The organism is Endomicrobium proavitum (assembly GCF_001027545.1).
Lineage (GTDB): Bacteria > Elusimicrobiota > Endomicrobiia > Endomicrobiales > Endomicrobiaceae > Endomicrobium > Endomicrobium proavitum.
Genome location: NZ_CP009498.1, coordinates 1,347,642 through 1,360,250, shown reverse-complemented (window position 1 = coordinate 1,360,250; position 12,609 = coordinate 1,347,642). Strand labels below are relative to the sequence as shown.

Below are 12,609 nucleotides of genomic sequence, written 5' to 3'. Positions count from 1 at the left end.
AAAACCTGCTTGGTTATTTAGCTAACCGAACAAGTTTAAAATGAAATATATTGTTTATTTTGCCGTTTACGGCAAAAGTTAATAGACGAAGAGAGTCTGTCTGTCTGTCTGTCTGTCTGTCTGTCTGTCTGTCTGTCTGTCTGTCTGTCTGTCTGTCTGTCTGTCTGTCTGTCTGTCTGTCTGTCTGTCTGTCTGTCTGTCTGTCTGTCTGTTCATTTGCTTATCCCTTTTTCAACATAACAAACGACGCTTCATTAGTATAGCACAGCTGTTTGAAGAAAACAATGAGAACTTATGAAAGTAGTAAGTAGAAAGCAGAAAGGAGCAAGTTGTTGTTTTTATTCTTTTACTTGCTCCTTACTCCTTTCTACTTTCTACTTGCTTTTTAATCATGTCTTAATGCATCTATAGGATTTAACAGCGAGGCTTTTCTTGCGGGCCATACGCCAAAAAGAAGGCCTGTAACTGCGGAAAAGCAGAAAGCTAAAATTACGGAAAATGCGGTTATGGAAGTTGTCCAGTCCGCCAGCTGGTTTATTAGTATAGAAACGCCGGAGCCGAAAATAATGCCTATTATTCCGCCGGCGCAGCAGACAAAAATGGACTCTATTATAAACTGAAATAAAATATCGGCATTGTTTGCGCCGATAGCTTTACGCAAGCCAATCTCTTTTGTGCGCTCCGAAACGGAAACAAACATAATATTCATAATTCCTATTCCGCCGACGAGCAAACTTATAAAAGCTATTGCGCCCAAAAGCAGCGAAAACGAGCTTGCCATAGAGCTTAAAGCTTCCTGAATTTCAGCCATGTTGCGCACGCGCACGGAGTCCTCGGCGTTTGCCGGCATTCTGTGCGTTAATAAAAGTCTTTTTGTAATATTGTCGGCAACCGCGTTCATATCTGCATTTTCCTGAACCTGAACGTCTAAATTGCTTAAATATTGCGTGCCTATAACGCGATATATTGCGGTATTAAGCGGAACAATAATTTTATCGTCCTCATCTCTGTAACCGTTTGAGCCTTTTTCGGGAAGCACGCCTATAATTTGAAAATCTATTCTGTTAATTTTAACGTATTCGCCGATAGGGTTAACATCGGCGGCGCCCCAAATTTGTTTTATAATTGTTTTGCCTACAACGGCAACTCTCTGCCTTTCCAAATTTTCGGCCTCGGTAAAAAATCTGCCGCTTTCAACTTGCGAATTTCTCATTTTTGCATAATCAACGGAAACTCCGTCAAGACGGGTGTTGTAATTTTTACCGTTTGCAACAACCTGCGCTCTTGCGGAAGCATATCCGGAAATGCCCTCAATACCGCGCACGTTTTTTTTCAAATCCGCAATATCTTCGGGTATCAACCGCAGCCTTGCGCCGCTTTCGGAAGAAATGCCGCCTCGCTGCGACGCGCCGGGCATAACCATTAACAGGTTTGAACCCAACCCCTCTACTTGCTCTGCTATTGCTTTTTGCGCTCCGTTGCCCACGGCAAGCATAGAAATTAAACTTGCCACGCCTATCATAACGCCAAGTATTGAAAGCACCGAACGCATTTTATTGCCCACCAAAGAACGAAACCCTTGCGCAAAATAATCTTTTATTCTTGAAAGCGAAAACGTTTTTTGCTCGTAAACGTTTGCGCGGCTGCCGCCGGAAGTTTGTTCAACTTTTTTTGCGGTTTCGTCCGCAATAATTAAACCGTCCTGCACTTTTATTGTGCGGGTGGCGTATGCGGTAAGTTCGGGCTCGTGAGTAACCATTACTATGGTTATGCCGGAAGCGTTTAAATCTTTTAATATTTGTATAATTTCTTTTGTGGATTTTGTGTCAAGATTGCCGGTAGGCTCGTCGGCAAAAATTATAAGAGGTTTGTTTATAAGTGAACGCGCAATTGCCACTCTTTGCTGCTGTCCGCCGGACATTTCATTCGGACGGTGATCCATTCTGTCGGCAAGGCCGACAAGTTCTAAAAGTTTTTTTGCGTCTTCGTGTTTTTTTTCATCTTTGGAATTTGCGTAAATTATAGGAAGCGAAACGTTTTCTTTTGCGGTAAGTTTTGACAACAAATTAAATTGCTGAAAAATAAACCCTAAATAATGATTGCGAAGCGCGGCAAGCTCGTCATCGGTATATTGCGAAACTTCGATACCGGCAAGTTTAAACGAACCGGAACTGGGTTTATCAAGCAACCCCAAAATATTTAAAAGCGTGGACTTCCCGCTGCCGGACGCGCCCATTATTGCAACAAATTCGCCGCGATAAATATCAAGATTTATCCCGTGCAAAACCGGCACGTCAAGTTTTTCCAAATGATAAGTCTTCGTAAGATTTTTAAGCTCTATTACTTTCATGGCATCCCTTGTTGTCTTTGTCCGTCATTTCCGAAAATCATTAAAAATGTTATTACACAGCAGCGTTTACTGTATTTTCTGCTTTTTGCCGGTTATGTTTGGCAAAGGTTTTTATTTTGACGTTGTATTTTTTGTGCTTTGCTTTTGAATAATTACCTTTGGTTAACGGCATACCCCTCACCCTGCCCTCTCCCGCAAGGAGGCGAGGGAAAAAAAGACAGCTCATAATATTTTGTTCCTTGCTCCTTGCTCCTTGCTCCTTGCTCCTTGCTCCTTACTCCTTACTCCTTACTCCTTACTCCTTCTTACTTCTTACCTGCCGTTCTATCTTCCGCTTACAAATGTTTTTGATTTTTCTTTGTTTTTGGCTGTTTTTACCGTTATTATGGTATCGTCTTGCGTAATGCCGGATACAATTTCTGTGTATCTGCCGTCGGTAATGCCGGTTTGCACTTCGCGAGATTCAATAATATTTTTATCTTTTTTAACGTTTACAAATTTTTTGCCGTTGCGGTCTGTTATAAAATTATTGGGAACGCTCCACGCGTTTTCTTTAGATTCCGCAGTAATTGTTATTGTGGCTGTCATTCCCGCTCTAAACACCTGCGGTTTTTTTACCGGACGAATTTTTATCATGTAAACGGTAACGTTGCTGACTACGGTAGATTCATAAGATATATGTTCCACAACGCCGTCAAAAATTTCGTCGGGGTATGCGTCTAAATACATTTTAAGTTTTCCGCCGACTTTTATGTATCTTAAATCCGTTTCGTCAACGTTTGATTGCACTATTAAATCGTCCGCCATTACTAAAATTGCTTCAGAGGCGGTTACGGTTTGTCCGGGCTCTTTTTGCCGCAAAATTATAAAACCGCTCATTGGGGAAACTACCGGCGTGGGCTTATATATTGTTGACCATTTCTCGTATTCTTTTTGACCTTGCGCGCGGGCGGCGTCTATCATTGCGGCGCGTTCGCTGGAGCTCATCCACGCTAAAATTTGTCCTTTTTTAACATTATCGCCTTCGTTAACTAAAATTTCTTCTATGCGTCCGCCGAAAGGAGGCTTAATTTCCAATCTGTTTCTAGGGCTTACCGACCCCGTTTCGCGAAACTCAACGCTTAAATTTCTCTGCGTAAGTTTTGTTTCTTTATCTATTGCGTTTACCGCCGGCTTAAAAACAAAATACGCCGCAACGCCCGCAACAATTAAAACCGCTAAAATAATTAAAATTTTTTTCATATTTTTTCCCTTTGGTTAATTACGAGTCAACGGCAACAAAAAAAATACCCCGCCCTATCGGGCACCCCTTTTGCAAAAGGGGAATTAACGGCTCTGCTGTCTTTCACCTTTTACCTATTATTTGTTACTCGCCGTTACTTACCTTCCTACCCTCTCAACCTCTTATCATCTCTATCACCGGTTTATACTTTCAAAATCTTTGCCGAGAAAGTTATTCCACTTGGCGCGTTCAAGAGCTGCGGATTTTTTTGCGTCTAATAAACTTTTTTGCGAATTTATAAAATCGTTTTCTATGGAATACCAATCTTGATATGTGGAAAGTCCGTTGACGTATTTTTTTGCGGAAATTTCAGCCTGCTGCTGCGAAGCGGCAAGGTAATGTTTGCGCACGGCAATATTTTCAAACGAATCAAGCAGCGAATTAAAATTTCCTATTGAGCGGGATTTTAAATCGTTTTGGGCGTTTATAAAAGACTGCTGCGAAATTTCGGACTGGTTGGACGCGGTATTGATATCTATAATGCGTTTGCCGCCCGTAAAAAGAGAGTAAGAAACCGATACGCCTGCGTCCCAGCTTTTTCTGTCGGGCAACCATTCTGCTCCGGAGCGCGAAACTCCGCCGGATAAACTTATATTTGGAAACCATGAACCTTTAGCTTTTGCCGACGCGGCTTTTGCGCTTTGCGCAGAGTAGTCGGCGGCGATGTATTCGGGAATATTTTTTATCAGTTCGTTAAAGTTTGGTTTTTTAACTGTTTCTTCCTGCACGTCAAGACGTTCGTCCGTTTCTAAAATTACTTCATCGTTTCTGCCTATTGCTTTTAGCAGGGCAGCCGACGCCGTTTCTATATAACGCTGCGCTTTTCGCAAATCGTAATTTGCGGTTTCTACGTCGGCTTCAACTCTTTTTAGCGAGCCGATGTCAACGTTTCCGGAATTATATTTTAATTTAACCATATCTTTATTTTCGGTTCTTCTTTCCTGAATTTGTTTTGAAAGTTCTACGGTTTCGTAAGCCCACATAAGGTTGGCGTATTGAGAAGCAACTTCGTAAGCCGCGTCTGAAACGGCTCTGTTATAAGCTGCTTTTGCAGCTTTTAAATCTGCGGATTTTTGGCGGACGTCGTTATAAGTTTCAAAACCTGAAAAGATTGAAAGAGTTGCGTTAAGACCTAAAGAAAAATTTTCAGACAAATTGTTTCCGGACGTTTCGCCGCGGCTGTAAGCGCCTCTTGCGGAAACGTCGGGAAGAAAAGAGACAACGGCTCTGTCGTAGGCAAGTTCCGCATTGTCAAGTTTTAGTTTTGCGGACTTTACCGACGGACTGGTTGCCAGCGTTTGACGGGAAACTTCGCTCCATGTTACTTTTTCAGCATGGGCAAAACCGGTCAAAAAGAAAAAAAACATTATTGCAAAATTTAATTTTTTCATATTAAGTAAACGCGCCCCGTTAGAATTTTATTGCATGCATATGATACTTTTTTTAGAGGGGAACGGCAACTAAAGCAGATGACAGGAGGGTGGGAGGGTGAGAAGGTGAAAAGATGAGAAACGGCAAGTTGTTAAAGTAGAAAGGAGGAAGGAGTAAGGAGCAAGTGTTGTTAATTCCCCTTTTTAAAAGGGGGTGAGTGTGCGACGAATAAGGAGCACGAGCCACGAACGGGCGCTTGTAAGTAAGATGTTAATCCAAAAACGAGCCTGCCCCGTAAGGTTGTAATACGGGGTGAGCGCACCGGAGGCGCGCTTGCGTGACGGGGTATTTGTCGTTGGCATTGTCATTTTGCAATGACTGGCAAGAAGCAAAACTTTTTCTTGCGTTTGGGCGTAAAAAGTTATTTAATATCTTTTGTTGTTAACAAACAGAAAAATTGGGAGATGCTAAATGAAAAAGTTTCACGTTTTTGCGTTGGGAATGTTTTTGGCGGCAGCAGCTACGGGTTGCGCGACAACTTCAGGGGAAGATGCCGGTTCCGTTGCGGCAAACACGATAGGTTCTATGGCAGCGGGGTCGGAAACTGTTAACATTTTAATAGGAAAGTTAAACAGCGACAGCGCGCTTGTAAGACTTGGCGCTATACAAGCTATCGGCAAACTTGGGTCTAACGGCGCGCAGGCGGTGCCGGCAATTATTCCTTTTCTTTCAAGCGCGGACGCTAACGTAAGGGCAAACGCGGCTTTTGCTTTAGGGCAAATTGGACCGAAAGCAAGCGCAGCCACGCCTCAACTTATTCAACTTATTTCAGACAAAAATTCCAAAGTTCAAAGAAACGCCGTTGAGGCAATTGCAAATATCGGCGGCGCAAACGTGCCTTCTTTGCTTATTCCTCTTTTGATAGACATAAATCCTACGGTGCAAACTTCCGCTATGGAGCTGCTTGGAAAATTCGGCACTCAATCCAAATCGGCAATACCGCAGCTTATTTCTCTTGCAAAAGGAAATAAAAATTTAAGACAGCTTGCGCTTGACACTTTGGTGCAGATTGGTCCCGATTCCATAACTTCATTAACGGCGCTTTTAACTTCAGGCGATACCGATTTAATTTCAAAAGCCACAGCGGCATTAGCGCTTTTGAAGAAATAAAAAATTTAAAACTTATCATCTGAACTTGTTTTGGCATCTGTTTTTCGTAGCAAAATAATAATAGAAGCTAAAACAAGTTCAGCATGACAAAATTCTGCTTTGCCTTACTCTGTTTGTCGCGATAATAGTCGGGGTAGGGTAAAACAATATAAAATACAAAAAAAGTCCGGACATTATTAATTATGAATGTCCGGACTTTTTTTGTGTGAAACAATTATTTTAAAAATTAATTTTTGCGGAGATTATGTCTCTTTGGGTTATTGGTCTTAAGAGGGTTATGCCGTCAAAAGATGTGGCGCGGCTTAATGCTACGTATAATTGTCCGGGGGCAAAGGCGCCGCGTTCCATGTCTATTATTACGTTTTCAAAAGTTTTTCCTTGGCTTTTGTGTATTGTTACAGCCCACGAAAGTTTTAGCGGATACTGTTTAAAAAAACCGGCGCTTTCGGTTTCTATTTGTTTTAACGCGTCGTTCCATTTGTATTTGAAAAGTTCCCATTTATAAGGTTCTACGTTTTCGCTTCTTCCGTTAGGAAATTTAACGCGTATTAAAGGTTTGTCGGAATTTATGTCCGCAGAAATATCTTCAACAATACCGATGCTTCCGTTAACCCATCTGTTTTTTTGATCGTTGTTTAACATCATAATTTGCGCGCCTTTTTTTAAAACAAGTTGATGTTCCGCAGGCAGCGCTTTTGAATTTTCGTCTATATTTTCCGTTTCGGCGGTAAAAATATTTTTCGGCGCGGCAATTTCTAAAAGATATTTATGATTTATTTCGGCGGCTCGTTTATTTGTTGTTGTAAGATACACCGGCATTTGCGAAGGTTTAAAATTTTTGTTTACTTTAGAATTTAAAACGGCAATTTCGGACTCTTGCGCAACGCCGTTGCGAACGGAATTTAAAAGAGCGATAAAAGTTTCGTCCTGTTGGCGGTAAACTTTTTTTAGTTCCACGCTGTGAAGCATGCACTCGTTTAAAGAATACGCGCTTAAAAAATACGGCGATTTGTAAACGCCGGAAAAAATGTGATTTTCGTCGCGCGTTACAACCGGCGGAAGCTGCTGCAAATCTCCGATAAAAGCCATTTGCACGCCGCCGAAAGGTTCGCGGTGGGCGTCGCGGTTTGCGCGCAAAAATTTATCTATGCAGTCTAATAAATCGCAGCGAAGCATGGACGCTTCGTCTATAATTATTGTTTCAACTTTTTTATAAATGGATTTGTCGTTAAGTTTTTTCTTTTTTATTTTGGAAAGAGTAACGTCCGGCTTAAAATTAAAAAAAGAGTGAATCGTTTCGCCGCCCGCGTTTAACGCCGCGACGCCCGTAGGCGCAAGCACAACGGTTTTTTTTACTGCGCGCGAAATATAGTATCGCAAAAAAGTAGTTTTGCCGGTGCCGGCGTTTCCCGTAACAAAAACGCAATCGTTTGTTTTAGATATTAAATCAAAAGCGTATTTAAATTCTTTAGTTATTTCCAATTCTGTGTTCATGGTTTTATTTTAGTTACGAATTGACGCCACGGAAAGCAGCGGGTAAGATAGTGAGCAAAGACTCAAAAAGACGTTGCTTACCTTTTACCTATTATTTGTTACCTGCCGTTTCCCGCCTTCTTAACCTGCAGACTGGTGCTACTTATTTACCCCTCGCCCCTTGCGGGAGAGGGCAGGGTGAGGGGTATGTAGTTTTTTGTAAATAACATTTAAGCAAACATCTATATTTTCTAAAATATCATTATTCCAAAAACGAACAACTTCAAAGCCTTCTTTTTCTAAATATTTTGTTCTTGCCGCATCTTGTGTATTTTCATTATGCTGCCCGCCGTCAATTTCTAAGATTACTCTTTTTTCTAAACATACAAAATCAACTATATATTTATTATTTATTGAAAACTGCCGTCTAAATTTTAAGTCTCTAAAATCATGCCTTAATCTGTACCAAAGTTTACTTTCGGCAACTGTTGCATTTTGCCGGTTATATTTGGCGAAGGTTTTTATTTTGGTGCTGTATTCTTTGTGTTTTGCTTTTGAATAATTACTTTTGGTTAACGGCATACCCCTCACCCTACCCTCTCCCGCAAGGGGCGAGGGAAAAAAGACAGCTCATAATATTTTGTTCCTTACTCCTTACTCTTTCTTACTTATTACTTGTTACCTATTACTTATTATTTTTTACCTGCCGTTTCCCGCCTTCTCTTTTGCTCGGTATTCTTCACGGACGGCTTCGGCGGCAATTTTGGGGGTTCTGTTTTTATCGTAAACGCCCATGCTGTCTTCGGCGCCAATGCTGGGTGAGATTTCGTCCGAACCTTTTGCGGGGTCGTCAACAAGAGTAAACAAATATCCCTGATCTAAAGCGCGTATTAAAGTTTGCAAATATGAAGTTTGTATTTTGGAAGTGTCCTTGCCGCTTGCGTCTTTTGAACTTCTGCCGAATTCGCTTACAACCCAAGGCATTGAATTTGTTAGTTTATACCAATTCTCTTGCGCAAAACCGAAATTTGAGCCTCTGTACAAATTCATCATTATAAGATTTATTCCGGCGTTAACATATTCATTGTATTCGTCCTGCGACGGCAGCTCTCCGTGAACCGTGGCAATAATTCTGTTGGGCGAATATTTTTTTATAATTTTTATTGCGGAAGAAATTCTTGAAAACCATTCGTTTTTTGAAAACCATTCGTCGTAATGATAATTGTATTCGTTGCCTAAAACAATCATGAGTATTGCCGGATGCGTGCCGAACATTCTTAAATATTCTTCCATTGCGCCGCCGTCTGCCATGTCGTCGTAAGAAAAACCGACCGCAACGGTAAGACCTTCGCGCAGGCACTCGTCTAAAATTGCTATTGTATTTGCATGGCTGAAACTTCCGTCCGCCGCGCTTGCGCCTAACGGTCTATAAGTTCTTATAGAGTTTGCATTTAAAGTTTTTATTAACGGCATATCTTCTTTATAATCTTGAAAATATAATTCGCCGTCAGTATCGGGAGCGTAACACACGCCCCTTATTTTATATTCAGAAACCGTTCCGTTGTTTTGGGTGATGATAATTTTTTTATCTTTAATTTCACTTTTTGAAATTAAAAGAAGTTTTTCGTTAGACCAAACAACTTGCGCAGGGGCTGTGGCGCGGTTTGCAATATACGCGTTTACAGCCTGCAAAACTGTGCCGGAAATATTTTTTGCGCGTTCGCCGGAACAAGAAAAAAGCCCAGCAGATAAAAATACAATTGAAAATAAGCAAACAATTTTTTTCATAGAGTTACTTCACTCTTATTTTAATACAAATTTACTCCCTGCGGCGCTGTTATTCACAGCTTATGCACAAGAAGAGGCTGTCCGGCTTTGCAACTTAACATAATTGATATTATTTCTGATTACTTATTGATTTTTCAATATATTTTGCTAAATTAAATTTGTTATATTTTTTGCAAAGCGGCAAATTTTTAAAAATTAATCCCTACTTTATTAACAAATTATAGTATTATTTTCAATTCGTTGGCTATGCGCTCTAAATCGGCAAGCGAATAGTAGCGTATTTCTATTTTGCCTTTTTTGCTGTTGCCTGAAATAATAACTTTTGTGCCGAGTTTTCTTTGCAGTTCTTCCTGCAAATTCACTATCTCAATTTCCTGCTTCTTTGAGGACTTCGCCTTTTTTCCAGTTGCGGGTTTTAGCTCTGATACCAAGCTTTCTACTGCGCGGACGGAAAGTTTTTCGTTAATTATTTGCTCTACGAGAGCTCTTAATTGGTTGGCGTCTTCAATGCCGGCAAGCATTCTTCCGTGACCTGCAGAAATTTTGCCTTCGCTTATCATTGCTTGAACATCGTCCGGAAGCGTTAAAAGCCTTAAGCTGTTTGAAATTACCGAACGCTCTTTGCCAACGGTTGCGGCAATTTGCTCGTGCGTGTGGTTGAATTCTTCAATGAGTCTTTTGAAAGCTCTCGCTTCTTCCACCGGGTCTAAATTTTCTCTTTGTATGTTTTCAATAAGAGCTAAATCAAATCTTTGCTGATCGTCGGCTGCATTTTTTACAATAGCTTTAATATCTTTTTTGCCGGCAAGCTTGGATGCGCGAAAACGTCTTTCTCCGGCAATAATTTCATATTCGCCCGGAGCTATTGAAGCTGCCACCAAAATAGGCTGCGCAAGACCGTGCTTATTTATAGAGTCTGCAAGCTCCTGAAGTTTTGCGTTGTCAAACTTTTTTCTCGGCTGAAATCTGTTGGGTTTTATTTTATTTAAAGGTATGGTTATAACCGTTTCGCCCGTGGAAGTTTTTGGCCCGCCAATGCCCGGTATTAAAGATTCAAGTCCGCGTCCTAAAGCCTTCTTTTGCATAACTGTCTCCTGATTTTTATTTTTAAATTTTTATATTTATTATGCTGAGTTTTTTAATGATTTGCGACAACTGTAAACGACAAAGTGAAAAGTAGCACGAAGCGCCATACCGCAATATGGTTTTATTTTAATTATGAATAAATATCAAAAACAAATACCCCGCCCTATCGGGCTCCGGTGCGCTCACCCCGTATTACAACCTTACGGGGCAGGCTCGTTTTTGGATTAACATCTTACTTACAAGCGCCCGTTCGTGGCTCGTGCTCCTTATTCGTCGCACACTCACCCCCTTTTGCAAAAGGGGAATTAACGACACGGAAGGCAGATGGTAAGTAAAGACTCAAAAAGACGTTGCTTATCCTCTTATCATCTATTTCTGCAAAAGGGGAATTAACAACACTTGCTCCTTACTCCTTCCTACTTTCTACTTTAACAACCCGTCGTTTCCCAACTTCCCACCCTCTCAACCTCTCACTCTCTACTTCGTCCCCATTTCTCTTGAAAGAAACTCTTTTGCAAAATCCATATATGCTTGAGTGCCTTTGCCGTTTGGGTCGTAGAGTAAAACCGGTTTGCCAAAACTTGGGGCTTCGGCAATTTTTATTGTTCTGGGAATTTTTGTATTGTAAACTTTTTCTTGGAAAAACTTTTTAACTTCTTCAACTACTTGCTGCGAAAGATTTGTTCTTGAATCAAACATGGTAAACAGAACGCCTTCAAGTTCTAAATTATAGCTTTGCATTAATGCAAAAATTGTTTTTGAAAGCTGACCTAAACCTTCTAAAGCAAAAAATTCGCACTGCATTGGAATGATAACAGAATCTGCCGCAACTAAAGCGTTTATTGTAAGAAGCCCCAGCGACGGAGGGCAATCTATTATAATGTATTTATAAACTTTTTGAAACTTCTCTAACGCTATTTTAAGCTTTTTTTCTCTGTCGGCCATGTTTACAAGGTCAACTTCTGCCGCTGCCAAATCTGTTGTGGCAGGAGCAATATCAAGCCAGTCCATAGCGGTATTTTGCAAAATATCTTCAAGGGCAACTTCATCTATAAGCACATTATATACATTTTTTTCTAAATCATTTTTGTTTATCCCAAGCCCGCTTGTGGTGTTGCTTTGCGGGTCCATGTCTATAAGAAGACACTCTTGCCCTAGGTGCGCAAGGCTTGCCGCAAGATTAATTGCTGTTGTAGTTTTACCAACTCCGCCCTTCTGATTTGCAATTGCTATAATTTTACTCATCAACTACTCCTTATTTTTAAAGAAGATTAGAAGCTTAGAGGCTTGGAAGTTTAGCAACAACATTGTCTTGTGCCGTTACTAAACTTCCAAACTTCTAAGCCGCCTATCTTCTGCTTTTGATTATGTTTCACGTGAAACAGCGAACTGCAGAAGGTGAGAAGCTTGGAAGCTTGGATGTTTAGCAACAACGTTGCCAAAACTATATACCCCTCACCCTGCCCTCTCCCGCAAGGGGATAGGGTAAAAACGCGACTTCTAAGCTGCCTAACTTTTTGCATTCAACTCTATTGTTTCTTTATGCCCTTCCATATCTTCTATTGTTGCAGCGCCGGTTTTAAAACTCAATATTGTAAAATCTTTTCTTTTATCGCCGGAATATATTTCATTAAGCATAGGAGCGGCAGCAAAAAATTTCTGTTGATTTGCTTCATTTGTAACATTAACCAACAAACCTGAAACTCTTATCCACTTGCCGTCCGCAGTCACTGCCGAAAGCTCCGTGTTGGGATTTTTTTCTATTTGTTTATACACATTTTTATAACTGCCGGTACAAAGACTTAACTTACCGTCAATATTTAAAGCTATTCCAAACGGACGAACTCTCGGCTGATTACCGTCTATTGTTGCAATATAAAACACCTTGGCTTCCTGCAAAAACTTAACAACTTTATCGGTATTACTCATGCGCTGCTCCTTTGTTATAGCGGCAAAAACTTCAACTGCCGTATTTAGAAGTTTAGAAGCTTGGAAGCTTCTAATCCTCCAAACGTTTCACGTGAAACAATTATAACAAAGTATGTAAGTTAATTGCAAGATTTTTTATTGTTTATTTAGAAGAGGATTT

12 protein-coding genes are annotated in these 12,609 nt (G+C 40.7%); 1 reads left to right on the top strand and 11 read right to left on the bottom strand.

Going from position 1 to position 12,609, the window contains the following annotated elements; genetic code table 11:
• Positions 1–78: 78 nt before the first annotated feature.
• From Epro_RS07070 to Epro_RS05790, 5 genes are all read right to left on the bottom strand, one after another.
• Positions 79–216 carry a hypothetical protein gene (locus tag Epro_RS07070; protein WP_162488594.1) on the bottom strand — a complete coding sequence of 46 codons (138 nt, stop codon included), beginning with the start codon at positions 214–216 and terminating at the stop codon, positions 79–81.
• A 169-nt stretch (positions 217–385) separates the two neighbouring features.
• Positions 386–2,350: an ABC transporter permease gene (locus Epro_RS05800; RefSeq protein WP_052571117.1), complete on the bottom strand. Its 1,965-nt coding sequence runs from the start codon at positions 2,348–2,350 to the stop codon at positions 386–388.
• Between the two features lie 52 nt (positions 2,351–2,402).
• Positions 2,403–2,576: a hypothetical protein gene (locus Epro_RS07125; protein WP_158409030.1), complete on the bottom strand. Its 174-nt coding sequence runs from the start codon at positions 2,574–2,576 to the stop codon at positions 2,403–2,405.
• 98 nt (positions 2,577–2,674) lie between these two features.
• Positions 2,675–3,592 carry an efflux RND transporter periplasmic adaptor subunit gene (locus tag Epro_RS05795; RefSeq protein ID WP_052571114.1) on the bottom strand — a complete coding sequence of 306 codons (918 nt, stop codon included), beginning with the start codon at positions 3,590–3,592 and terminating at the stop codon, positions 2,675–2,677.
• A 174-nt stretch (positions 3,593–3,766) separates the two neighbouring features.
• The gene (locus Epro_RS05790; RefSeq protein ID WP_052571112.1) at positions 3,767–5,023 is read right to left on the bottom strand and encodes a TolC family protein; all 1,257 of its coding nucleotides are present in this window, start codon (positions 5,021–5,023) and stop codon (positions 3,767–3,769) included.
• A gap of 451 nt (positions 5,024–5,474) precedes the next feature.
• Between Epro_RS05790 and Epro_RS05785 the strand changes: the two genes are divergently transcribed.
• A complete protein-coding gene (locus Epro_RS05785; RefSeq protein WP_052571110.1) occupies positions 5,475–6,173 on the top strand; it encodes a HEAT repeat domain-containing protein in 699 nt (232 codons plus the stop codon).
• Positions 6,174–6,392: 219 nt separating this feature from the next.
• Here the strand turns inward: Epro_RS05785 and Epro_RS05780 are convergent, their stop codons facing one another.
• The 6 genes from Epro_RS05780 to Epro_RS05755 all read right to left on the bottom strand — a co-directional run bounded on the left by Epro_RS05780 (position 6,393) and on the right by Epro_RS05755 (position 12,449).
• Entirely contained in the window at positions 6,393–7,667 is a 1,275-nt protein-coding gene (locus Epro_RS05780) for an ATP-dependent DNA helicase (protein WP_052571108.1), read from the bottom strand.
• 138 nt (positions 7,668–7,805) lie between these two features.
• Positions 7,806–8,228 carry an endonuclease domain-containing protein gene (locus Epro_RS05775; RefSeq protein ID WP_082121517.1) on the bottom strand — a complete coding sequence of 141 codons (423 nt, stop codon included), beginning with the start codon at positions 8,226–8,228 and terminating at the stop codon, positions 7,806–7,808.
• A 117-nt stretch (positions 8,229–8,345) separates the two neighbouring features.
• Positions 8,346–9,434 (bottom strand): glycoside hydrolase family protein, encoded by a 1,089-nt coding sequence (locus Epro_RS05770; RefSeq protein WP_052571106.1) that lies wholly within the window; start codon positions 9,432–9,434, stop codon positions 8,346–8,348.
• A gap of 218 nt (positions 9,435–9,652) precedes the next feature.
• Entirely contained in the window at positions 9,653–10,519 is an 867-nt protein-coding gene (locus tag Epro_RS05765; protein ID WP_052571105.1) for a ParB/RepB/Spo0J family partition protein, read from the bottom strand.
• 478 nt (positions 10,520–10,997) lie between these two features.
• A complete protein-coding gene (locus tag Epro_RS05760) occupies positions 10,998–11,765 on the bottom strand; it encodes a ParA family protein (RefSeq protein ID WP_052571103.1) in 768 nt (255 codons plus the stop codon).
• Between the two features lie 264 nt (positions 11,766–12,029).
• Entirely contained in the window at positions 12,030–12,449 is a 420-nt protein-coding gene (locus Epro_RS05755; RefSeq protein ID WP_052571101.1) for a pyridoxamine 5'-phosphate oxidase family protein, read from the bottom strand.
• Between the last annotated feature and the right edge of the window lie 160 nt (positions 12,450–12,609).

What these genes read in the sequence shown, in the direction of transcription:
- Epro_RS07070 (WP_162488594.1), bottom strand. Translation starts at nt 216, where the DNA reads ATGAACAGACAGACAGACAGACAGACAGACAGACAGACAGACAGACAG.
- Epro_RS05760 (WP_052571103.1), bottom strand. Translation starts at nt 11,765, where the DNA reads ATGAGTAAAATTATAGCAATTGCAAATCAGAAGGGCGGAGTTGGTAAA.
- Epro_RS05800 (WP_052571117.1), bottom strand. Translation starts at nt 2,350, where the DNA reads ATGAAAGTAATAGAGCTTAAAAATCTTACGAAGACTTATCATTTGGAA.
- Epro_RS05770 (WP_052571106.1), bottom strand. Translation starts at nt 9,434, where the DNA reads ATGAAAAAAATTGTTTGCTTATTTTCAATTGTATTTTTATCTGCTGGG.
- Epro_RS05780 (WP_052571108.1), bottom strand. Translation starts at nt 7,667, where the DNA reads ATGAACACAGAATTGGAAATAACTAAAGAATTTAAATACGCTTTTGAT.
- Epro_RS05795 (WP_052571114.1), bottom strand. Translation starts at nt 3,592, where the DNA reads ATGAAAAAAATTTTAATTATTTTAGCGGTTTTAATTGTTGCGGGCGTT.
- Epro_RS05775 (WP_082121517.1), bottom strand. Translation starts at nt 8,228, where the DNA reads ATGCCGTTAACCAAAAGTAATTATTCAAAAGCAAAACACAAAGAATAC.
- Epro_RS05755 (WP_052571101.1), bottom strand. Translation starts at nt 12,449, where the DNA reads ATGAGTAATACCGATAAAGTTGTTAAGTTTTTGCAGGAAGCCAAGGTG.
- Epro_RS05765 (WP_052571105.1), bottom strand. Translation starts at nt 10,519, where the DNA reads ATGCAAAAGAAGGCTTTAGGACGCGGACTTGAATCTTTAATACCGGGC.
- Epro_RS07125 (WP_158409030.1), bottom strand. Translation starts at nt 2,576, where the DNA reads ATGAGCTGTCTTTTTTTCCCTCGCCTCCTTGCGGGAGAGGGCAGGGTG.
- Epro_RS05790 (WP_052571112.1), bottom strand. Translation starts at nt 5,023, where the DNA reads ATGAAAAAATTAAATTTTGCAATAATGTTTTTTTTCTTTTTGACCGGT.
- Epro_RS05785 (WP_052571110.1), top strand. Translation starts at nt 5,475, where the DNA reads ATGAAAAAGTTTCACGTTTTTGCGTTGGGAATGTTTTTGGCGGCAGCA.